Source organism: Microbulbifer maximicatervae (SeqCode), from assembly GCF_052467385.1.
In genome coordinates, this window is record NZ_CP174311.1 from 2,721,027 (window position 1) to 2,744,336 (window position 23,310).

Annotated in this window: 20 protein-coding genes; 5 read left to right on the top strand and 15 right to left on the bottom strand. The window is 49.1% G+C overall.

Going from position 1 to position 23,310, the window contains the following annotated elements; genetic code table 11:
- The first annotated feature begins 89 nt into the window (after positions 1 to 89).
- Positions 90 to 1,259: a cation:proton antiporter domain-containing protein gene (locus ACJJIR_RS11410; protein ID WP_444897120.1), complete on the top strand. Its 1,170-nt coding sequence runs from the start codon at positions 90 to 92 to the stop codon at positions 1,257 to 1,259.
- Between the two features lie 69 nt (positions 1,260 to 1,328).
- Here the strand turns inward: ACJJIR_RS11410 and ACJJIR_RS11415 are convergent, their stop codons facing one another.
- From ACJJIR_RS11415 to ACJJIR_RS11425, 3 genes are all read right to left on the bottom strand, one after another.
- Positions 1,329 to 2,132, bottom strand: a complete 804-nt coding sequence (locus tag ACJJIR_RS11415) for an amidohydrolase family protein (RefSeq protein WP_444905413.1) — start codon at positions 2,130 to 2,132, stop codon at positions 1,329 to 1,331.
- A gap of 127 nt (positions 2,133 to 2,259) precedes the next feature.
- Positions 2,260 to 2,907: a signal peptidase I gene (gene lepB / locus ACJJIR_RS11420; protein WP_444905414.1), complete on the bottom strand. Its 648-nt coding sequence runs from the start codon at positions 2,905 to 2,907 to the stop codon at positions 2,260 to 2,262.
- A gap of 213 nt (positions 2,908 to 3,120) precedes the next feature.
- Entirely contained in the window at positions 3,121 to 4,032 is a 912-nt protein-coding gene (locus tag ACJJIR_RS11425) for a LysR substrate-binding domain-containing protein (protein ID WP_444905415.1), read from the bottom strand.
- A 119-nt stretch (positions 4,033 to 4,151) separates the two neighbouring features.
- On the opposite strand from ACJJIR_RS11425, the gene ACJJIR_RS11430 reads away from it, so the two are divergent.
- Positions 4,152 to 4,838, top strand: a complete 687-nt coding sequence (locus ACJJIR_RS11430) for a sterol desaturase family protein (RefSeq protein WP_444905416.1) — start codon at positions 4,152 to 4,154, stop codon at positions 4,836 to 4,838.
- 436 nt (positions 4,839 to 5,274) lie between these two features.
- On the opposite strand, the gene ACJJIR_RS11435 is transcribed toward ACJJIR_RS11430, so the two are convergent.
- The 9 genes from ACJJIR_RS11435 to ACJJIR_RS11475 form a co-directional block, all read right to left on the bottom strand.
- A complete protein-coding gene (locus ACJJIR_RS11435; RefSeq protein ID WP_444905417.1) occupies positions 5,275 to 5,748 on the bottom strand; it encodes a hypothetical protein in 474 nt (157 codons plus the stop codon).
- 138 nt (positions 5,749 to 5,886) lie between these two features.
- On the bottom strand, positions 5,887 to 6,426 hold the full coding sequence (locus ACJJIR_RS11440; protein WP_444905418.1) for a hypothetical protein: 540 nt from the start codon (positions 6,424 to 6,426) through the stop codon (positions 5,887 to 5,889).
- 132 nt (positions 6,427 to 6,558) lie between these two features.
- A complete protein-coding gene (locus ACJJIR_RS11445) occupies positions 6,559 to 6,816 on the bottom strand; it encodes a hypothetical protein (RefSeq protein ID WP_444905419.1) in 258 nt (85 codons plus the stop codon).
- An 87-nt stretch (positions 6,817 to 6,903) separates the two neighbouring features.
- A complete protein-coding gene (locus tag ACJJIR_RS11450) occupies positions 6,904 to 7,305 on the bottom strand; it encodes a hypothetical protein (RefSeq protein ID WP_444905420.1) in 402 nt (133 codons plus the stop codon).
- Positions 7,306 to 7,509: 204 nt separating this feature from the next.
- Positions 7,510 to 7,968, bottom strand: coding sequence for a hypothetical protein (locus tag ACJJIR_RS11455; RefSeq protein WP_444905421.1), 459 nt, complete (start codon positions 7,966 to 7,968; stop codon positions 7,510 to 7,512).
- 861 nt (positions 7,969 to 8,829) lie between these two features.
- Positions 8,830 to 9,183 carry a hypothetical protein gene (locus tag ACJJIR_RS11460; protein WP_444905422.1) on the bottom strand — a complete coding sequence of 118 codons (354 nt, stop codon included), beginning with the start codon at positions 9,181 to 9,183 and terminating at the stop codon, positions 8,830 to 8,832.
- A gap of 232 nt (positions 9,184 to 9,415) precedes the next feature.
- The gene (locus ACJJIR_RS11465; protein WP_413665600.1) at positions 9,416 to 9,880 is read right to left on the bottom strand and encodes a DUF2489 domain-containing protein; all 465 of its coding nucleotides are present in this window, start codon (positions 9,878 to 9,880) and stop codon (positions 9,416 to 9,418) included.
- Entirely contained in the window at positions 9,880 to 10,809 is a 930-nt protein-coding gene (locus ACJJIR_RS11470) for an AEC family transporter (RefSeq protein ID WP_413665599.1), read from the bottom strand. Before ACJJIR_RS11470 ends, ACJJIR_RS11465 begins: the two co-directional genes overlap by 1 nt.
- 6 nt (positions 10,810 to 10,815) lie before the next feature.
- Positions 10,816 to 12,294: a DNA recombination protein RmuC gene (locus ACJJIR_RS11475; protein WP_444905423.1), complete on the bottom strand. Its 1,479-nt coding sequence runs from the start codon at positions 12,292 to 12,294 to the stop codon at positions 10,816 to 10,818.
- Positions 12,295 to 12,449: 155 nt separating this feature from the next.
- Here ACJJIR_RS11475 and murI point away from each other — a divergent pair, with 155 nt between their 5' ends.
- The 3 genes from murI to ACJJIR_RS11490 all read left to right on the top strand — a co-directional run bounded on the left by murI (position 12,450) and on the right by ACJJIR_RS11490 (position 19,536).
- On the top strand, positions 12,450 to 13,283 hold the full coding sequence (gene murI / locus ACJJIR_RS11480) for a glutamate racemase (protein WP_444905424.1): 834 nt from the start codon (positions 12,450 to 12,452) through the stop codon (positions 13,281 to 13,283).
- A 98-nt stretch (positions 13,284 to 13,381) separates the two neighbouring features.
- Positions 13,382 to 16,081: a PD-(D/E)XK nuclease family protein gene (locus tag ACJJIR_RS11485; RefSeq protein ID WP_444905425.1), complete on the top strand. Its 2,700-nt coding sequence runs from the start codon at positions 13,382 to 13,384 to the stop codon at positions 16,079 to 16,081.
- Complete coding sequence (locus ACJJIR_RS11490) at positions 16,078 to 19,536, top strand: UvrD-helicase domain-containing protein (protein ID WP_444905426.1); 3,459 nt, start codon at positions 16,078 to 16,080, stop codon at positions 19,534 to 19,536. The genes ACJJIR_RS11485 and ACJJIR_RS11490 overlap by 4 nt, the downstream gene beginning before the upstream one ends.
- 126 nt (positions 19,537 to 19,662) lie before the next feature.
- On the opposite strand, the gene ACJJIR_RS11495 is transcribed toward ACJJIR_RS11490, so the two are convergent.
- The 3 genes from ACJJIR_RS11495 to ACJJIR_RS11505 all read right to left on the bottom strand — a co-directional run bounded on the left by ACJJIR_RS11495 (position 19,663) and on the right by ACJJIR_RS11505 (position 22,802).
- Positions 19,663 to 20,697 (bottom strand): IS481 family transposase, encoded by a 1,035-nt coding sequence (locus tag ACJJIR_RS11495; RefSeq protein ID WP_444905427.1) that lies wholly within the window; start codon positions 20,695 to 20,697, stop codon positions 19,663 to 19,665.
- 241 nt (positions 20,698 to 20,938) lie between these two features.
- Positions 20,939 to 22,396 (bottom strand): SNIPE associated domain-containing protein, encoded by a 1,458-nt coding sequence (locus tag ACJJIR_RS11500; protein WP_444905428.1) that lies wholly within the window; start codon positions 22,394 to 22,396, stop codon positions 20,939 to 20,941.
- Between the two features lie 4 nt (positions 22,397 to 22,400).
- On the bottom strand, positions 22,401 to 22,802 hold the full coding sequence (locus ACJJIR_RS11505) for a hypothetical protein (RefSeq protein ID WP_444905429.1): 402 nt from the start codon (positions 22,800 to 22,802) through the stop codon (positions 22,401 to 22,403).
- Positions 22,803 to 23,310 lie beyond the last annotated feature (508 nt).

Genomic DNA, 23,310 nt, shown 5'->3' on the forward strand with positions numbered 1-23,310 from the left:
GCGTAACCACTTGGTAGGCACATAGACCTTTCAGCTGTTCGCACATCTATGGATAATGGTTAAATCTCGCTCACACACAAGGATGGCCTGTGGCGGACAGCTCCCTTTTCCAATCATTCTTCTTGATCTTTAGTGGCGCAGCAATTGTTGCCTCACTGGCTCTTTTTGGCCGACAACCGCTTCTGGTCGCCTACATCGCTCTCGGTGTTTTACTCGGCCCATCCGGCTTTGCAGTAATCGATAACCTGCGACTTCTATCCGATATGTCCAGCGTTGGGATTATCTTCCTGCTCTTCCTGTTGGGGTTGGATATGCAGCCTCAAGCGCTGGTAGCTGTATTGCGCAAAGCTACATTTGTGGGGGTTGTAAGCTGTGCGATCTTCCTCGGCCTTGGCTTTGGCATAGGCTTACTGTTTGGATTTACTACCGTTGAATCCTGGGTAATTGGCATGGCGCTGATGTTCTCTAGCACCATTATCGGTATCAAACTGCTTCCCACGACCGTACTTCACCACAAGCACTTGGGTGAACTTATGGTGGGACTTCTTCTTTTTCAGGACTTTGTAGCAATAGTCTGCCTAATGGTACTGCTGAGTGATAACACCGGTGATGAACAGATCTGGCAATTGGCTCTCTCCTTTGGATCGCTACCACTGCTGATCCTTTTTGCCTGGCTAATAGTAAAATATATTTTATTGCCACTTTTTACCCGCTTTGACCGCTTCCACGAATACGTATTCTTAATGGCACTTGGATGGTGCATGGGAATGGCAGAGCTGGCAGAAGTTGTTGGCCTTTCAAGAGAGATCGGCGCATTTATTGGTGGTATCACGCTGGCTGCCAGCCGGATTTCACAGTACATCGCCCTCAGCCTTAAACCCCTACGAGACTTCTTCCTGATCCTGTTCTTTTTCAGCCTCGGAGCGCAATTCAAGCTGGCCATGCTGCCCGAAATTCTACTTCCTGCCCTGGTCACAGCCGCCGCAGTTCTGGTAATAAAACCCGTTGTATTTCACTTCCTGCTTGGAAACCGCAGTGAACACAAAGTGCTCTCGTGGGATATTGGATTTCGACTTGGGCAAATTAGTGAATTTTCCCTGTTAATCGCTCTGCTCGCTTATACGCAAAACCTGATTGGCAGCGCAGCATCACATTTAATCCAGGCAACCGCGATCCTTACATTCCTGGTGTCGTCTTACATTGTGGTGATGAACTTTCCCAATCCCATTGCAATCAAGGATGAGTTGCGAAGAGACTAAACCTCTTAGTCTCTTCCTGTAGCAGGATTTAGCAGACCACTGCAATCGACTAACAATGGTGACAGCTTATTAAAGCTTAAACACCCTTTCAGCATTCTTATATAAGAAGAGCTCGGCAACCTCACTCCCCAACTCCAGAAGGTGCATTTCCTTTAAACACATCTCCGGTGTCAGCATGGGATAATTAGTCCCGAACATCACCTTATTCTTACCGTGAGACTTGATAAATGAAACCAACTCGCGGGGGTATCTTTTTGGCTTATAAGCAGAAGTATCTATGTAGACATTGGGAAACTTGGTCGCAAAAGCGATCATTTCATTGTGCCAAGGGTACCCAATATGGCCGCAGACAATCTTTAGATCCGGAAAATCGAGAGCAATCCGCTCAATATGAGCAGGACGGCCAGAATCAGAGCTGCGCAACGGCCCGGTAAGACCCACTTGCAAACAAACTGGCACATCCAGCTCAACACAAGCCGCATATAGCGGATAATACAAAGGGTGAGTACAAGGCAACTCCCAGAGCCACTGCACAATACGCAGCCCTTTAAAGTCATGTTCCAAAACGTACTTGCGCAGGGTTTGCACAGCCTCTACTGGCTTTCGCAAGTCCACTGATGCCAGACCGCAAAACCTGTCAGGATGAGTTAAAGTAAGATCCAGTACTTCATCATTGCTTATCAAGGCTCCGCTCGGCCCATGCCAAGCAGAAATCAATGCCTTGGACACATCTGCCATATCCATAGCTGACAGGGTCCACTCAAGGGGCACTTCTTTAAAATCCTGCCCCATCCAGCGCTTCAAAGTGTCAAAGAAAGGTTCAGCAAGAAAACGTTCTGTAGGATGCTGGGCCCAAACATCAATCACTTTCATGCTAGCAACTCCCTGCTATTGAAATCCTTAACCGGGAAGGAGAAGTACTTATCCCCCCTCTATTCTCTGGTAACACAAGTATTGCCAGTGAACAGCTACACCCTTTTAAAGAAATGTTATTGACTACCTACTTGAGAGGCATCGCCACACTACTAAAGAAATCTCTCTCATTAGAGAAGGAAAACGCTAAAGATGTAACTTTGCCCATAACCCTATCACGATCAACCAAACCCCAATATCTCGAATCCAAGCTATCGTTGCGATGATCTCCCATGACAAAGTACTTACCTTCTGGGATCTCAATAGTCTTCCCAATGTATGGCAATTTCTTATTACCACTAAGCTTGAACTGATGTTCCCTGCCATCAATGACTTCCCTACCCAGGATGTCCGAACCCACCCCACTTTCCAGGCGATACTCAAGCTGAGCCCCATTAACAAACACATTCACCCCTTCAATACGTAAGCTATCACCAGGGACGCCTATTACACGCTTCACATATAGTTGATCAGTGTGAGGTGGCAAAAAGGTAATAACATCTCCCCTGGAAGGGTTCCCCCATTGAGCAACCTGCTTATTGAAGAAAAATAAAGTTGGCCCATAGCTCGTCTTATCTACCCACAAAAAGTCACCAGGATGGATAGTGGGCTCCATAGACCCACTTGGTACTGGAGACCAATCGGCATACGCTGACTTGAAAAAGTACATAAGAAATAGAAACAATATTGCACCGCGATTGTTTCTTACCGCACCCTTAAAACTAAACCTGCTCATTCCCTAAACTCCTTTCCCGGGGCAACGCACCACTTAAAACTGATCACTCAGAAATAACAGAACCTCTGAAAACTACAAAATCTGCCTCCAGCTTTCATTAGGTGGGACATTATCTTTATCAGAACGTTCGAAAAGGATTACTCTATTTGCAGCACATCCGTACTAAACAAAAGGGAGCCATAAATATCAAAGGGCACTCGTATTACACAGCGTTTATAAACTCGGATAAAGCTCCAAAATTTTTTCCCTTAGCCATCGATGAGCTGGATTTGTTGTCTGCGACTTATGCCAGGTGAGCTGAAGTACTACCTTTGGAAATGCCATTGGCAGTTTGAGCATACGTATGGGAAGCTCTTTATAATAGCTTGAAATCATCATTCTCGCTGGTACAACGCCAATTAAATCGGTTGTGCAAACCACATAGGGGAAAGACGAGAGGTGTGGGACTCGCAAACAAATATTGCGCTGTAACTTTTTGGGCCTGGCTAGCCTTTCCATTGGAGAGCCCATAGGGTTTCCTCTTAATAGGGATACCTGTGGCAGCGATTGGAATTTTTTTTCACTGATTGTCTCACCCACATTTTTATTATGTTTGCTGACAATAATCACAAGCTCTTCTTCTGCGATAAGCTGGTTAACATAGCTGGGGGAATTGACAGGTAGGTAGTCAATGATTAGGTCTACTTCCCCATTACTCACCATCCTGGCTGTCATTTCTGACTCATCGGGGAGTACAGTAAGCCTTATGCCGGGTGCAAATTCTCGAAGCCATTTACAGAAGCCGGGGATCATCAGAGTTTCCACCACATCGGGCATAACGACGGAGAATTCCTGCACTGCTTTCCGGTAATCAAAAGACGTTTGCTGGAAGCCTGAACGGACGGTGTTGAGTGCCTGGTGAATAGAGGGGTGCAGTGCCAGTGCGCGTTCAGTGGGGCGCAATCCCCTAGCGGTCCGTATAAAAAGCTCATCTTCATAAGTAGCTCTCAACCGCTTGAGGGCAGCACTGACGGCCGGTTGGCTCATATGCAGTTTTACTGCAGCTCTGGTCAGGTTTCGCTCGATCATAAGTGCTTCAAAAACGGGGAGCAGATTTAAATCCAGTGATCTAAGATGCGTAGACATTATCAACCTGATGAATAATGCATTTAATAATTATTTATTAGACGATACATGATGTCCCTAATTATATTTATCGTCAATAGCATGAAAAACCGTAAATACTATAAAAAGTCAGGTGAAATATGTCGAACATGCATGATACGGCGGCTTTCAGAGAGCAATATAGAGCCTATGCCCAAAGCCGCTATAGCGGCTGGTTCCATTTAGGGAGTATTCTACTGATCAGCCTAATCGGTGCTATTTACTGTATTTTTCAGATAAGTGAGCTGGGGGCGCATGAACTGCTAATAATTCCAGTGGGAATTCTTGCTTACAACGCTGTAGAGTATGCCGCCCATCGCTGGTCTGGGCATAATAAGTTGAGATTTACCAAACTGTTTTACAAGAGGCATACTGGCGATCACCACAGTTTCTTTTCTGCACCTTTGCTGTCTTTTGAGTCAACTCGTGATTGGCGTATAGTACTGTTTCCAATCTATCTAACAGCTGTTATCACTTTTATTCTGGCACCACTTTGTGGTTTTTTTCTATCCTGGGTGGCTTCAGGTAATATGGGATATATCACAGCAGCAACCATGATATTAAATCACCTGGCTTATGAGCTAATGCATATCGGTTATCACCAGCCCAAGAGTCACTGGTTTCATAAAGTGCCAGTGTTTCGTGAGTTAGCCCACTTACACAGAATTCATCATCACCGTAAACTAATGAAAATTTATAATTTCAATTTAACTTTTCCGCTATTCGACCTTTTATTAGGCACTTTCTATTGGGAGCCGCAGGATTCCTTTGACGATTTTCGCGACTGATAGTTTGTAGATTACTTGTACCTTATTACGCACTAGGTTCTGCCTTTGATCTTGATCTTCTTCCTGTAATCTTGCCAGCATTAACTCTCGGATAATTGGCACTGGCGCATTACCAAAACTTAGAAACTCCTCATGGAAGACCTTGAGATCAAACTTTTCCCCAGGACAACGCACCACTAAACTGATTGCTCTATTTAAAGCACATCCGTACCAGAAAAAAGGGAGCCATAAATACCAAAAGGACAATCACATTATACAGCGTTGACTTGGCCAGCATTCTTATACCAGCCAAGAAATTCAACAATAAATTCTGGGAAACTAAGAGCTGTGATAATTAAGCATTGAGTTGCTCCTACACTGGAAAGAACACCTCACCAAAAGGTGTTCCGCTTTGTAGGCTTATCCAGCAATAGAGGGACCATAGAAGCTCGTACCGCTATGTATAGGCAACATTCACATCAAAGCGATTGGTAATAAATTCGGAAAGTTGCTTAACTGAACAATTTGACTGCTTGATCGTAAACTCTTCTGCAATTTTTCGCGGATACTTAACCTTCATCCTTTGATCTTTTTCTGAGCTATATTGAAACGTTATTTTCTCTACCTTATCAAGGTCTACAGTCTTCTTTATAAAGACTCCGGTATAAACCGTTAGTGTATTCCCATTAATTTCTGCAAGTGGAAGTAATCGTATCAAAGAAAGGTATATATAAACGATAACACCTAAAGAACCTAAAATCACAAAAGTCCAAAAGGTAAGATCTGACTCACCACTCTCGGCTGAAGAGCCAAACATGCGCGTAAAGATAAGAGCAACTAGTAATGCAATACCTATAACACCAAGATTGACAGTTAAGATCTTTTTCGCAGACTCACGTGAACCGAGTCCATTTCTATAAATTTTTTCCATACATCCCCCTCAAATCATTCCGTTACTTGCTAAAGGTATCCACCAATTATACATGCCCAAAACCAGTATCAGTAGTGGCAGCCACCCCCAAAAAATACCAACAGAACGAATGAAGCTGGCAACCAGTAAAGTAAGGACTTAAGAGGGAACTTCTATTTCCCGAAGGATTCTATTAACAGCATCGGTTTTATCCAACAAGGACAACATCTTATCATCAGATATATACCCCTTCTCCAAGGGTTTCTCTCGAACTTTAAGTGGAGCTGACCGTTTCAAGGGCGCAGGGATATCCAAATATTCAACATCCTGTCCTTGCACAGATTCTAAACAATCAACATCAGGACTAACGCTCTGCTCAATATCAGCAAAGGGATCACTCAGTGGCATTGCCGCAGGAACTGCCGGGCTAGCAAAGCTGATCCTCCTTTGCAGCATTTCAGCCTCTGACTGGATGGATGCTATCCGCTGCTCCATAATTGACTCAAATTGAGAAAACCTTTCTTTTTGATGGGCAACCTCTAACTGCAGGACTTTAATCTCCTTTTTGTGGATCAGATTGGAAATCATCCAAGACAACGCAACCCCGCCACTTAGTAACGCAAAATAAATACCTACAATATATTCCCAGTTATTAACAACACTCTTGCCTATAAATGTTATTAACTCTTCATCTGTCACGTATAGCACTCCATTTCTACACAACTCTTTATCAAGCAAATACAGCTAAGGGCCTTTAGCTCCACTCCCCCCTTGAGAGATTAAGTTTACAGCGGTAGTTGACTCAACCCTGCAGTTCGGCACCTAAATCCATTAGCCATTTACTCTTATCACCTTATCAATATGAGGCCTTGCCGATAAAATTTCTTTTACTAACTTGTATTGGCTCCGCCACTGATCTGATTCTTTAAAAAATACCACTCCCGGCATATGAGCCTCACTCTCGCAAAAATCGGAAGCGTCAACTGAGTCTTCACATTGATGGAGCTTACAAAGGTAGGCAAGAAGTCTCTCAGTTGAAAGCTGCTCAAGTTCCTCTAAGCTAAGCAGCTTAACATATCTAGGCATCATTCATCGCCCCCACACCCGCTCTATTGATCATTCCTTAATCGCTCTCACAAATGATAGAAACAGCAAAGAGGCTCGTCTGACCACGACTTATCTGCTGCTTTTACCTATAGCGATGAAACGCCCTTCATAGGCATAATCTATAACTTCTAATGCTCCAAACTCACCTGAAAGACTCTCACCCTTCAAGTTCCACCTCCAGCCCTCTTTCTGCCAATCATAAATATCTTCATCTTCGCAAGAAATCACTTGATCTTTGATCTGAAGCTTTTGGCAATAACCGGAAGCACTCCATAAGTGATGTTTTGACGGCATCAGATATCTATTTTCTCGTGTAAGCAAAAGAAATGCTCTTACCTCGCCCCTATCCTTTAAAATCAAATACGAGTGCCCCCAATAGCCATCAAAGCCACTATCTATAATTACAAAGCGATTTTCTTTCAGCTCACCTATGTCGAACCTTATCAAATGCTCACCAGCATTGGCAGGCATACTCCACGATTCTATTAGTGGCTTAAAGCTGAAACCAAAACCAACAAGAAGTAGAGATATCACTAAAGCAACTAAAACCCTCTTCCTACACATGGAGGCTCCCTCTCCCAAGAACCAACAACACTACTTACAAAAGGCACGGGAATCATTCGAAGCTTCCCGACCATCTAACCCATCCTTGTTAAACACATAGCAGAACCTGTGCTAGACCTCCCTAGCACGATCAACCCTATCGATTAAATCTACAACAATAGGACTTTTAGAGAAAAAGTTAAGCCTCATTGGGGGAATAAAAGCCAACTCCTTTCCAATATCCCCCTCCGTGCGCACTTGCAAAACAATTCTCTCGGGCGCGTTCATTTGCGCATAGTTGACATTAATAATATCTTTAAGCTGAACTCTTTGCCGCTTACTCCCTTTTTGAAAGAGCAATGATTCTCCCTCATCGTATACTTCATCAGCCAAACTCCACAACAGCTTTTTAAAAAAGAAAAAGCCAAATACAGCCATAAAAATCGGCATGACTAAAAACATAAACGAATCTTTAACTGCACCTCCAGATATAGAGGCAGCCACAAAAAGCACCAAGAAACCAAACCATATACTTGGAAAAATTTTCTTAAAATAGAATGTAGATCCTGATATCTTCTTCATGTTTCCCATACTACTCTACGCGCATTTAACTCTAAACATTATCTTTCGGTGTGGATTACGCCGTCTCCCAGCGAGCACTCACATTCCACTTAACCTCAGACAAGCCCATTTAATATTACAGGAATTTATCGTGATAAACTCTAGCAACCAAACAACTACAAACTCCACAAGGAAGTTATACAAACCTTATCATTATTACGCTTCAATCGATACAGATGATTTATCATTCGCCTCGAAAGTAAAAATAACGTGAGACATACAAGCAAAACAGCAAGTCTCAGAATAAGCTCATCCACCCCTACACCCACGCTCATACCATCGGGAGAAAATTGAAAGATTCCAACAGCTTGGCTAATGCCAAATAAACCTATAGCGGCACGTATAACTCTAATTATAATTATCATCTCACCATCCGATAGCTACCAAACAATATCCAATCAAAAAATAAGATCCCTATCGCAGCCAAACCAATAACTGAACTCTTCTAATAACACCTGCTGAATATCTTCTATCGTTTCAGTTTCATGTAGGCGGTGGTAATATTGTCCCAACTTCTGACTCATATTCATCTTGATTTATCCCGAAGTTGATACCTTCTATATCATTTTCAAACAGTATTCTGGAAATACAATAGTAAAGTTTTTCATACCTGCCCGATATAGTTCGCTTATCTACTCTCATACTTATGCAGTTATTGACTCTCTGATTCCTGCGCATGCTCACACAAACCACGTCGCACCTGCCATATCTATTTATTTATAATTGTCACCTCAGTGACTATATCGGTTAGGGTCTTTTCAGGTCAAAATAATACCCACCATAGTTAACCCTAAAATGATAAGTCTTGATTTTTTTACCACTCGGTTTTAGCTAGATATAAGCCTCCAAAGGCACCTGGAAAACATTATCAGCTCCTTCAGGACCTATCCATGCTGAGCCGCTGAAGCGAATAGCTCTCTTACCAGCAATATGTATATCTTCGAACTCAACCTCATCACACCACATGATATTAGGGCAGCATCCTGTTTTTAGCTTCCAAGTAAGTAGAAATTCAAGACTGGTCGCAAAGCGCCAATCATCAAGTGATCTTTCCTTAACCAGCAGCAGACTAAGTCTCCTCGCTGCCAGCCGCTCCATTCGCAGCACTCGTCGCTTAACTCTCAGCTTGCTGGAATAAATATACTTCCAGTACCGATCCTCTCTCGATCCAACTTCTTCCGTCATAAGTCAGGCTTCTATTCGAAGCTAGTTGAAGGGGTAATGGTTAGGCAGGTAGCTAACTCGATAAAAACAATGCTATAAGTCGATATTTATAACATTCAAAAAGTGGGCAGGCGAGGGGTAAGTGATATGAAGGGGCCAGGAGGAAAGCTGGCGATACGATACTCTTCAATCAGCAGGCAGCCCCCTACCCGCTGATCCAAAAAGCCACTCCCAAGCAGGAAATGACTCAGTACTAAAAAGAACGCCCCAAGATACGCTTGGCAGCATCCATCGCAAAATCCTTATAGTCCGCCTCTACTTGCGCCATCTCCAACTCATATTTGAACTGTTCTTTACGCGGCAGCTCTTTCCAGTCTTTGAGAATTGGGATATGACTGGTTTTCTCTGCGATGGTGTAAAAGGCCACAAACTCTTCACGCACTTTATCTTCCACCTGAAGTGCATCCAAAAGAACGCGAATACGAATCGAAGCTTCGGTAAGCCCTACTCCATCATCCAACAGGGTGCGGGCAATAATTTGGATGCTGTCATTTACTCTTTGTCGCTGATCCTCTGCGGCCTGTTCTAGCTCAGCTAGCTGCGCGGCCTGCTTCTTCTGTGCAATCGATAATTTGCGCAGATAGTAGCCAGCTACAATCGCCAGGGAGAAGATAACTAAAGCCGCAACAATCAGCAGCCAAGTAGGAAACACAGTCATTAAATATACACCTTAAGTAACGCCAGCCCGATGCTGGCCGAAATAACAGAGAGCACTGTACTAAGACCAACAATATTGGCCGCCAATTGGCTATTACCACCCATAGTATGAGCCATCACAAAGGCCGATATAGCGCAAGGCGAGCCAGTGATCAGCATTAAATAGCCCAAATAGGTCGGACTCATACCCAGGGCCCAACCAATCAGCACTGAGAGTATTGGTACTCCTAATAACTTGAGCACTGAGGAGGTCAGCGCTGTTGGCGAGCTACGCAGTAGCTGGCCTAGCTTCATACTCGCACCAATGCAAATCAGCCCCATTGGTAAACTTGCAGAACCCAGTATTTTAACGGTATCAAGCACCATTTGTGGCACTTTGATATCCAGCACCCGGCACAAAATTGCCAGGAATACCCCGATGATTAATGGGTTCTTTGCCAACTCTTTCAGCAACAAGCCCAGGCTGAATTTCTTCTCTTCGTTGTAAAAAACAAAAAGTATTACTGCGAACACATTGAACTGAATCGTCAACGCTGCAACCAGCACTGCCGAGTGAGAAACGCCCGACTCACCAAACGCCTTCTCAACCCAGGCGAGCCCCACAATGGCAACGTTTCCACGAAATGCCCCCTGGATAAACGCACTGCGATCCTTCACAGTAATGGGCCGAGCCATCAGCCAAGATATGGGGATTATCGCGAAGGTACCCAAAATTCCCGCTGTTAAAAGGGGAATCTCTTCTGAGGGTTTTGCATTCGATGAATAAATACTATCGAACAACAGTGCAGGCAGCATCACGTTGAAAACCAGCACCGTTGCGTCGTCGATAAAGGATTTATGCAACATGCCCTGCCTGGTAAGCAAGTATCCACCGATAATCATCAAAAAGATCGGGCCTGTAACTAGCAGAGCAAAGGAAATATTTTCCATAGGGAATTAGTCTTCCGCAGCAACTCCCTCTTCCTGAGGAAGCGCTATTTGTCCTGAATCCTCAGCCCTGTCACGGAGCTGGGCGGATATTTGTTTACGGGTTTTAGCACCAAGCTTACGCAGACTATCAATACGCTTCACCGCATTACCACGCCCTGTCGCCAGTCGCTTGTAGGTCTGCTGGTAGGCGTCATCCGCTTGGCGCAGGCGGTCACCAAGAACATCCAGTGACTCCAGCACCATAGCAAACTGATCGTGCAGCTTGCCGGCTTCGTCGGCGATTTTTTCCGCGTTCTTGTTTTGTTTCTCATAGCGCCAGATATTCTCGACGGTGCGGAGGGTCGCCATCAGGCTGGTGGGGCTCACCAGGACAATTTGCTTCTCATACGCGAAACGGAACAGGTCCGGGTCCGCCTGCATAGCCAACATATACGCAGCTTCAATGGGCACGAAAATAAAGACGAAATCCAGGGTGCGCACACCCTCCAGCTGCTCGTAGGCTTTCTTGTTAAGGCCGGTGATATGGGCGCGCAGGGAATTCACATGCTGTTTCAGGGCTTGGGTGCGCTCCTCATCGGTTTCCGCCGAGCTGTAGCGCTCGTAGTCCACCAGGGAGACCTTGGAATCGATAATCAGGTCTTTGTTTTCCGGCAGGCGCACAATCACATCCGGCTGGCGCCTGCGGCCATCGCTCGTCAGCGTTACCTGGGTTTCGTACTCGCGACCCTTCTGCAAGCCGGACTCCTCCAGCAAGCGCTCCAGCACTACTTCACCCCAGTTACCCTGGATCTTGCGATCTCCTTTCAAGGCCGAAGTCAGGTTCAGGGCCTCATCACTGATGCGCTGAGTTTGCTCGCGCAACGCTTTAATCTGCCCAAGCAGACTGTTGCGCTCGGCATTTTCGCGATCGTAGACATGCTCTACTCGTTTACGGAAATCCCCCAGCTGACGCTCCAACGGATCGAGACTTTTGCGCAGGCTGTCCTCACTGCGGCGCACGAAGCTCTGCTGCTTCTCTTCAAAAATCCGGTTGGCCAGATTCTCGAACTGCTCACCCATGGCAATACGCATTTGCTCCATCAGCTTGCGCTGCTCCGCCAGGGCCGCCTCCCCTTTTTCTACCAACACTTGGCTTCTCGTGAGCTGTTGCAGCTTGTCCGCCAGCTCGGTACGCAGGGATTCCACCTCAACCCCAAGCTGGGATTCCCGCTCGCGGCTGCTATCGATACGCGCCTGAGCCACCTGCAAAGCAGCTTCGCTCTGTAATAAAGCGCGGCGGCTACTGGCTCGTGCCAACCAAAACACCAAACCCAACAGAAACAAGATGGCAACAGCCGCCATCACCGCGTGATCGGCATTCAATTGCAGCGGAAACGCTGGCATAGAGTGGTACTCCCAGACCTGGAAAGAGAAGGATAAATCAGGATTTTGCCAGGGGCCTCGCCCGCTGGCCTGCCCGGGATACCACCCAGGCGAAGGCGCCATTCTACCAGCTTGCCCCTGGAAAGTACCCCGCGCCAGCCCGGCCGATAACCTCAGTATCAAGGGATAGGTTTGCGCCCGAGAAGACCCAGCGGGAATTTTTACGGGGTTTTAGGTATTCTTGGAGGATTGGTTTCGATGTTGGTACTCCAGAACGCATGCACAAACACAGCGCCCACCCAGATAGCCCAGCCCCCAGCGCCCTGATCTTTGATTCCGGCGTGGGCGCCGTCAGCATTGCGCGGGAGATCCGCCGCCTGATGCCGGGCCTGACCTTGCACCTGGGTGTGGACAACGGCTTTTACCCCTACGGCAACAAAAGCGAAGAAGAACTGCGCCCCCGGATCGTCCAGCAGGCCCAAGCCATGATGGAGCACTGCGGTGCCGATATTTTAGTGGTGGGCTGCAACACCGCCAGCACCCTGGCCCTACCCCAGCTGCGCGAATCCCTGAAGAAACCCGTAGTGGGCGTTGTACCCGCTGTGAAACCCGCCGCTGCCGCCAGCCGTTCCCGCACCATTGCCCTGATTGCCACTGAAGGCACCGTCAATCGCCGCTACACACGAGAGCTTATCGAGCAATTTGCCAACGGCAACCGGGTAATTAATGTGCCAGCACCGGAGTTGGTGCATCTGGCGGAAAGCAAACTGCGCGGCGAAGCTATCACCGCAGAGGATTTGGAGCCGGTATTACACCGCGTCTTCCACACCGCAGGTGGCGATCAAGTGGATATTGCCGTATTGGCCTGCACCCACTTTCCCCTGCTGCGGGAAGAACTCGACCAGTTCGCCCCACGCTCAATCCAATGGCTGGATTCCGGCGAAGCCATCGCCCGGCGCGTGCGCTGGTGGCTGGAGGAACTTGAGCTGATGCTGCCGGATGCCCCAAACACTGGCCGCCTGATCACCAGCACTGTGGACTTAACCGGCAATATAGAACGGGCCTTCCGCGAGTTTGCTCCAGTTGCCGAACCCCTCGAACCCAACACCTAAGATCGCCAAAATGATGAGAACTGCGCACTTGGGTTGACAGCTCCGTCACAAACCGCGACCGTTCCCCGAATAACAAGCCCTAACCGGTACCCGAATTCATGCTGAAGCCGGCATTTCCCGCTCTCGAAATATTTGCGCAGCTGCCTCCTGGAGGACTGCTGCTCACCCCCAACAACCGTTTGCGCAACCGCTGCCAACAGGTGTTTGCCGCGCAGCAGTCGCCCGGTGCCTGCTGGATGCCGCCGCCGGTGGAGTCCCTGCGCAGCTGGCTGGACAAGCTCTGGTTCCAGCTGCAACAACGCAACTGGCAGCCCGCCTTGCAGCAGGTATTGAATCGTGAGCAGCGGCAGTTACTCTGGCAGCGCGCCCTGGATGAATCCCTGGATCGGCAACTGCTCAACAGCCAGCAACTGTGCCGGGATGCCGATAGCGCCCTGGCGCAGCTGCTCCAATGGCAGCTGATCTCCGATCTCTTGCAAATAAATGAAGCGCTAACTCCTCTACTGGAGCAGTTCGCACTCTCTATGCGCAGCGACGAGCTGCCGCTGTGCGCCATGATCAAAGCCTTTGCCACTGAGCTTCAGGCCCACAGCGCCATCACGCCAGACCAACGCGACCAATTGATCCTGCGCGCATTCCAGGAAGGCATTCTGGAACCCCTGCCGCAAATTGATACCGCCGGCTTTGCCCAGATTTCGCCCCTCGCCAATGCCCTGATTCACGCAGGTGCAACAGCCGTTAATGAAAGGCCGGGACTCACCCAGCAGAGTGAATTATCCGTAGCCGCCTGCGCCGATTTGGATGAAGAACTCTACCAGGCAGCCCTTTGGGCTGGGCAAAAGCTCGCCGAAAACCCCGGCCACAGTGTCGGCATAGTGGTAAATAATCTGGGCCAGTGCCGCGCTCAGGTGGAAGCGGTATTTTCCCGCGTGCTCGAGCCTCAATACCTGGACCCGCAGCAACCGCGCTACACACTCCCGTTTAACTTCTCCGCCGGTACGCCCCTGGCACAGACACCGGTCGGCAGCGCCGCCTTACAATTGTTATCGCTATTGCAAGACGAATGGGATTACCCTCAATTGCAAAATATCCTGTTCAGCCCCTTCTGGGGTGACGACAGTGAAACCTGGCTGCGCAGCGCCCTGTTCCGCCGTTTACAAAAACTGGAACTTCGCCGTATCGACGGCGCCACCCTGCGCTACTGGGCCGAGCGCACCGCAGAAGTCCTCTACTTGGAAGCGCCGCAACTGCCCCGCCAGCTGGAACAAATGGCCGAGCGCGCCCGGCGCTGGCAGCGAGCGCCGGCAGAAATTTGGGCCGCGCGCTTTTCCGAAACACTTACCGCATTAAATTGGCCCGGCAGCCGCAACCCGGACAGCCAGGAATACCAGCAGCTGATGCAATGGGAGTCCATCCTGGAAGAGTTCGCCGCACTCAGCGCCTGCGGTGGCAACCTTACCCTCACCCAGGCCCTGCAATTGCTGCGTCAGATTGCCAGCCGCACCCCCTTCCAAGCGGAAACCCGCGATGGCCCCCTGCAAATTCTCGGGGTACTGGAAGCCGGCGGCCTCGCTTTCGATCACCTTCGCCTGGTCGGCTTCGGCCAACAGCAATGGCCGCCGGCACCGGCGCCCAATCCGCTGCTGCCGATTCAATGGCAAAAACACTGGAAGATGCCCCGCGCCAGCGCCGAGCGGGAATTGGAACTGGCCCGCGAACTCACCGCCGACCTGCAGAATGCCAGCGGCGATATCGTCGTGAGTTACACCTGTGAAGAAGACGGTGTGCAGCAGGGACTGAGCAGCTTGTTTGAAAGCCCGCAACAAGCCCAACACTTTGCCGAAGGCGCCCTGCACAATCACTACAGCCAACTGGCGCAAGCCTGCCAGCTGGAAAAAATCGAAGACAAAAAGTTACCGCCACTCACCCCCGCCGAATGCGAACGGGTGCGCGGCGGTGCCTCGGTGCTCAAGGCCCAGGCCCTGTCCCCGTTAAATGCGCAGTTACGCTTCCGCCTCGGCGCCAGCAGTTTTACCCAACCGGATATCGGCCTCGGCCCCGCCGAGCGCGGCAATGTGGTGCACCAGGTGCTGGCGGAATTCTGGCAACAGTGCGGCACCCTTGCACAACTGCAAGCCATGGACGACGAGCAACGCCAAGCGCAAATCGAGCGCGCAGTGGAGCGCTCCCTCGGCAGTGTGCGCAAAAAATACAATCACCTGCCTATTGGATTTTGGGCCATGGAAAAGCAGCGCCTGGAGCGCCTGCTGCAACAATGGCTGTCCGTCGAACTGGACAGGCCCAATTTCTCCGTAGAGAAAGTCGAATGGGAACAAGCCGTGGAAATCGGCGGGCTGCACTTTAACCTGCGCCTGGACCGACTGGACCAACTCGCCAGCGGCGAGCAACTGGTAATCGATTACAAAACCGGCATCCCCAGTATTCGCGACTGGCTTACCCAGCGCATCCGCGAACCCCAGCTGCCGCTCTACGCCCTTTTCCAACCGGATGCCCACGCCATCGCCTTCGGCCAGGTGCGCAACGGCGACTGCAAATGGAATGGCTGCGGAGACCTGGAGCACCCCATCACCGGTATTAAAGCCGTGGGCGATACCGAAAAGGAATCCCCCTACGGTACCTGGAGCAATCTGGTGGAGCACTGGCGCTACAGCCTGGAATCCCTCGCCACCGAATATCGCAGTGGTGTAGCCACCCTCGCCTTTGATCGCCCCACCGATAACAACAGTGAACTCTGGCCCCTAAACCGCTGGCCGGAAAGGGAGCAAATAACCGAATGAACGAAGTCGTGACCACTCCCGCCCTGCGCCGCCCCATCGATGCCGACGCCCGCAGCCAAGCCCTGGATATCAGCCGCAGCTTTGCCGTCTCCGCCCCGGCGGGCTCCGGTAAAACCGGCTTGCTCACCCAGCGTGTATTAAAGTTGCTAGCCGCCTGCCAGCAGCCAGAAGAAGTGTTGGCCATTACTTTCACCCGCAAAGCCGCCGGTGAAATGCGCGAGCGCCTGATCGACGCCCTGCACAGCGCCCGCGACCAAGCCCGGCCAGATAATCCCCACGATGCCATCACCTGGGATTTAGCCCGCGCCCTGCTGGAGCGGGATCGCGAACTGGAATGGGAACTACTGCAAACACCCCAGCGCCTGCGTATTCAAACCATCGACGGCCTCTGCCGCAGCCTCGCCAGCCAACTGCCGATCGAAAGCGGCCTGGGCGCACCGGGCGAACCCCTGGAGCGCACCCAAATTGCCTTCGAACTGGCCGTAGTGAACCTGCTCAAACACCTCGATGGCGAAACCCCAGACGCAGACCTACAGCAGCTACTACTCCACCTGGACAACGACCTGGGCCAGCTCAATAAACTGCTACGAATTTTGTTGGACAAGCGCGAGCAATGGCTCGGCCCACTTTTAAGCGTTAACTTCGACGGCGCCCAGGACTATTTCCATTTTGTGATCGACGAACTGGTGGCAGAAAAGCTGCAAGACCTCACCACAGCCCTCGGCAGTTATGCCGGGGAACTGCTGGAGCTGGCCAGTTATGCCGGCGGCAATTTACAAAAGGAAAACCCCAGCCACAGCCTGTGCCTCTTCGCCGAACTGGACGATTTCCCCAACACAGACAGCAGCGGCCTGCCAGCCTGGCTCGCCCTCGGCAGCCTGCTCCTCACCACCACTGGAGATCTGCGCAAAGGCGGCGGCATCAATAAAAAACTCGGCTTTGGCCTGCCGGATAAAAAAGATCCCGAGCGCCCCATCGCCGATGAATACAAACAGCGCATGAAAGATCTGCTGGCAGAACTGGCCGGCAACGAACCGCTGCTCTCCGCCCTACGGGAAGTGGGTAAGCTCCCCAGCGGACTGCAACAGAGCCAATGGCAACTGCTGCAAGGGCTCGCCCAGGTACTGCCCAAGTTAGTCGCCGAATTAAAGCTGGTCTTCCAGCAGCTGGGCGCCACCGACTATACCGAAGTGGCCCAGGCCGCACTGATCGCCCTAGGCGATAGCGATAACCCCACAGACCTGGCCCTGAAACTGGACCTGCAAACCCAGCATATTCTGGTGGACGAGTTCCAGGACACCTCCCACACCCAGCTACAACTGTTGGAAAAACTCACTGCCGGCTGGCAGCAGGGAGACGGCCGCACTCTATTTATTGTCGGCGATGGCATGCAGTCCTGTTACGGCTTCCGCAATGCCAACGTGGGTATTTTCCTGGATGCGCGCAATCGCGGTATCGGTGAAGTCTCCCTGGAAGCCCTCGACCTCCAGGTTAATTTCCGCTCCGAAAGCGCAGTGGTGAACTGGGTCAACGAGACTTTCCAAAGGGCCTTTCCGCAAGCGGACAATATCGGTCGCGGCGCCGTGCGCTATCTGCAATCCGAAGCGTTTAAAGGCAGCAAATGGGCCGAGCCCTCGGTGAATTTTTACGGCTGCATTGGTGACGAAGACCGCAACCGCGAAGCCACCCAAGCGGTTGAACTGGTGCAGCAATTACAAGCACAAGATCCAGAAAGCCGCATCGCCATTCTGGTGCGCAAGAAAAAACACCTGCAAAAAATTCTGCCGGCCCTAAGTACTGCCAATATCGCCTTCCAGGCCCCAGAGCTAGCGCCACTCGCCAGTAAAATGGTGGTGCTGGATTTACTCAGCCTCACCCGCGCCCTGCTCGACCCCAGCGACCGAATCAGCTGGCTGGCCGTACTCCGCGCTCCCTGGTGCGGACTGCAACTGCCAGACCTTTACACCCTGGCCAACTGGGGCAATGGGGATATCACCGTAACCGATACCAGCGCACGCCCATTATTAATGGCCTTGCAGGAAGTGGAAGATATCGCCCTGCTCAGTGACGAAGGGCGCGCGCGGCTTGCCCAAGTGGCCCCCAAACTGCTGCACGCCTGGCAACAGCGCGGCCGCAAACCCCTGCGCACCTGGATTGAAGGCCTCTGGCTGGAACTGGGCGGCCCCGCTACCGTTGCGCAAAAATCCGACCTGAATAATGTGCAGGATTTTCTGCAATTATTAGAAGCCTTCGATACCGGCGGAGCCATTACCGACTGGCAACAGTTTACCCTGGCCCTGGAACAACTCTACGCCCGCCCCGCCCAAGATGCCAAAGTGCAGGTGATGACCATTCACAAATCCAAAGGACTGGAGTTCGAACACGTACTGATCCCAGGCCTGGATCAGGGCGGAAAACCCGGCAGCGACCAACTGCTGCGCTGGAGCGAATGGCTCAACCGCGAAGGCGAAAGCCGCTTCCTCCTCGCCCCCAAAAATGCACGCGGCGGCCAGGACCCGGTGTTTGAATACCTGAAGCACGACAACAGCGAGCGCGAACGCCTGGAAGGCACCCGCCTGTTGTATGTAGGCTGCACCCGCGCCATCCGCTCGCTGCATCTTTTGGCCTGCATCAACCGGGATGAAAAAAAGGGCCACCTAAAAAGCCCCGGCAGCGCCGCCCTACTCGCCGGCATCTGGCCCAGTGTTTTGCACCACCAGGAAAGCGACTGGTGCCATTGGCTGGAAGCGGAAGAAGCCCTGCTAAACCAGGACGAAGCCAGCAGAGATCACGACTACCTGCTGCGCCTGCCCCACCAATGGCAACCCCAAGCTATGCCCCGGCAGGAATGGCTGGCCCAATACCGCATGCCAGACTACCAACCCAAAACTGAGGAAGAAGACAATATTCCCGAACTGGGCCAGGTAGCCCTGCGCTGGTTAAAACACGCCGGCACCGTAGCCCACGAAACCCTCGCCACTATTGCCGAGACCAATATCAACGACTGGACACCCAGCAAACTGGAAGCCCAACGCCCTCTATGGCAACTGCGCCTGAAACAATTGGGGCTATCCGCCACCGGCCTGGACCGCGCCACCGAGAAAGTGGAGATCGCCGTACGCAACAGCCTCAACTGCCCCACGGGCCGTTGGCTATTGGATGGCTCACTAAGGGAATCCGCCTGCGAACTGGAACTCCACAGCGGCGGCCGACAGTTACGGCGCTCTATTGTGGACCGTACCTTTATCGATAACGAAGGTACCCGCTGGATTGTCGATTACAAAACGGCTGAGCCCAGTGGTGAGGAAAGCCAGGAAGAGTTTATTGCGGCTCAGCTGGAGCAGTACCGGAATCAGCTGGAGAATTATCGGAAGCTCTTTTATGCGCGGGGAGAGCGGAATATTCGGTGTGCTTTGTATTTTCCGTTGATGCAGAGGTTGGTGGAGTTGGATTAGAGTACGCTAGGCATGGTGCAGGGCTGGTACCTGCACTTCCTACAAAGTGTCAAGAGATAAGCTGTAGTAGTTCAGACTTGATCTGACAGTTACCGGTTTCTCAGGAGATGCTCTGTCAGGTCAAATTCAGTTTACGAGCTTTTCCTTCCAGATGCTTTTTCCATCTTCAAGAGTTGCTAACGGTGTTCGACCGCAACACTTCTTACCCTGATGAGTTCTCTCATTATTGTAATATGTGAGCCACTCGTCCAGATCCGTTTGTAACTCTTCTATTGATCCATAGATCTTGCGGCGTAATGAGGGTTGGTAGAACTCTTGTAAAATGGTCTTATGGAAGCGCTCACAGATTCCATTAGTTTGTGGATGTCTGGCTTTTGTCTTAGTGTGTTCTATTTCGTTCACACTTAGATATAACTGGTAGTCGTGCTGTTCCAATTTGCCACAATACTCCGTACCGCGATCAGTTAGGATACGCAGCACTGGTAGATCATGTAAGGCATAAAACGGTAGTACACGGTCATTCAGGAGGTCCGCCGCAGTGATTGGCGTTTTGGTGGTGTACAGCTTGCAATGAGCCACCTTTGCATAGGTATCGACATAGGTTTGTTGGTAAACACGTCCGACGCCCTTAAAGGTTCCTACATAGAAGGTATCCTGAGAGCCCAGATAACCTGGGTGTTGAGTATCAATTTCACCGCAGGCTTCATCATCATGCCGTTTTCTCTCCAAAGCCTGAACCTGTGACTCTGTGAGGATCAGTCCCTCCTCAGCGACCTTGGCCTCAAGTGCCTTTAATCGCAATTTGAAGTTAGCCAGGTCATGCCGTAACCAGATACTCCGAACGCCACTAGGGGACACAAATACACCGCGTTTACGCAGTTCATTGGAAACTCGAACCTGCCCATGGGCAGGCTCTTGGAGGGCATAAGTTAACACGGCCTCTTCAATGACTGTGTCAACACGGTTCTTGTGGTTGGGCACACGCCGGTTCTTCTCAAGAAGGGCGTCCACACCGCCACTTGAAACGGCTTCCTTATAGCGATAGAAAGTGTCTCTCGACACACCCAGCATCTTGCAAGCTTTGGAGATATTGCCGAGTTCTTCTGCCAGATTTAGCAATCCGGTCTTGTGTTTGATGATGCGATCATTAGTATGGATCATGGGGTTTATCCTTGGTTTTGCTTTTAGGTTTAGGCACCTTCATCAAAACCGGTAAACCCCTCTTTTTCAAGAGGATGTGTCAGATTTGGTCTGAACTAATACAGATAAGCCATCTTCAACACTGTGCCTAACCTTTATATTTTCCCATCGCTCGTGCTTCGTTGACAATGTGAAATAGTCATAAGCTTTACTCGATCGCACCTTAGACACCTTCGAGTATCACTTATGACTTTACTAAAGACTATGCTACTTGTGTATCAGCAGTCTGTAAGCGTCTCGTCTCATAGTAATCTTCTGCCGCAGCAGTCATCTTAAATTCTGCTTCAGTTCCTGCAATTCGATTAACTGCTTTTTTAATCGATTGCAAATCAATCCTAAAGAATTCCTTTCTCAAATTAACTGCGTTAACTCTTACCCTTGTAAACTCTTTATGAAGCGCTGCCTCCAGTGCAGGCGCATCATCGACATAAATCATCGCATGAACGTCGAATGAAAAAGGTACACTAGCATCTCCTAGTTCCTTGACTCGATCCATGGGTTCCAGCCTTCTGGTTAGGCCAATTTTGTATACATCCTTACCAAAAGATCCGATATTACTAATGACATACACATGCCCTTTCCTGGTTTGTTCTGCCATACTTTTAGCTCGTTCTTCTTTAGCCTCAGCCTCGGCAAGCTGACGCTCTAATTCTTCTATTCTTTTTTCAGCTAGAATACGCTCTTCAGCAGAAACTTTATCCAACTCCTCTCTTGCCCTAACGAGCATATCTCGATACATTTTTTCTTCTTTTTCCGCCTGAGCAACTGCTTTTTCATATTCCTTTATTGCCTTCTGCTCTTCTCTAATTTGCTCCCTAATAAGCCTCTGTTCTTCTACCTCTTCCTGTTTTTTAATAGTATATTGATATTGAATCTTACATTCTTCATATTTAGATTCAATATACTTAAGATTAAAGCCACACCTTAGTGTTGCCGCCGATTTTTCCAAATTGCCTGCGAGGTTTTCAATACGCTCTAAAGTTCGAGAATAAGTACTGGGTTTAACTTTGCCTATTATCGAGTCACACTCTATATTAAATGCTACAAGCATAAGCTTAACCTGGCCATCCATTATCTTCTTATTGTGTGACTTATTATCACTAACTACGACCGAATCAGGGTAGGTTATTGCAGTCTTTTGCTTGATCATTTCTTTTTGGCTTGACCTAATTCTTTTTATTTCTTCAGAAAATCTTGCTGATGTCTCAAAAAGATACTCAGGTGTCTCGTAGTGGCCGCTATCTACAAACTCATCAATTCTATTATAAATATCAATCTTGGAAACCAGCTTATGAAGCTCACTTTCTTTATGGCTTATTAGCTGAGTTAATTTATGCAAACTTAACTTACGCCTTTCTAAAGCCTCTTTACCTTTAACTAACTGTGAATTAATTTTTTCAGAATTTTGCTTTAGCACTTGTAATTTTTTTGTGTCAGCGTTAATTCTAGCCAACTCAGCATCTGCCTTTTCAATTTTCAACCTTGAATCGGTCATCTCCCGCCCTATCAAGGAAAGATCTTCTTTTGCTGACTTTAACGCTTCTTCAACAGTCCTATACTCTAAAATTTTTCTATTTTCTCTTTGCCTGACAAAAAAATAAGTAATAACGACTGAAAAGACGATTACAATCAATAAAGCAATTATAAATTTCACTTCCATTTTATTACCTAATCGCTGCATTAATGAATTTATATCTAAGAGCCTGCCGAGCCGAACACCTACTTTCAAAGTCGACCTTGGCATTTTCCAGCTCTTTCCTAAGCATTTCTTTCTCAGCGGCTATTCTTCCTTTTTCTCTAAGTCTACGCTCTTTCTCTTTTTGTTTGGCTTGCCTTTGCTTATCACTCTTTTCTTGCCTAACCTGCCTCTCACGCTCTCTTTGCTGCCGAGAAAGCTCCCTTTCTTCTTGCCTAGCTAACTTCTCCCTTTCTCTTTGTTGACGTAAATAATCTCTCTCTTGTTGTTTACGCCTCCTTTCTGCTGCTCTTGCAGACTGTCTACCTGCTTTGTCAATTGCCTTTGCAATCTTAATTACAGTCCCGAATCCACTTCCTCTTCGAGCCATGACTCTCCCTTAAAATTGATAAAAATAATGGAAGGTAAGGATGAGCTTATATCTGACTATCATCGATGATGATTATGACCCAACTCTGTTTATAAAAGATAATACTTTAACTTTTTTATCTTTTTAATGAGAATTTCCTTTAGATTGTCAGATGTTGCTATCTAGACACTTAAAAGACGAGACTCTTTTGGGCGAATCGAACAAAAAATATAGGCGCCCAAATTATCTTATCAGAATTTATTAGGTTTTTTCTCAGATCAAAGCTGCGTAGAATCAACAAACAACTATCAAAATCGTGGGCTGTAGTAAAATAATCTTCTTGAAAGCTCATATCGTAAGAAATCTCTGGGAGCTTCCTAAAATAGGCAGTCTTTTGTAGGTAAAACAGTAGCGTGAAGTAAGAATAGAGAAAAGGCGCTGACCCAAGGTGCTGCAACACCAGGGGCCAGCTAACCAAATTGATAAGGACACTATCAAGATGGCTGTATGCATACTACGCTAGAAACCC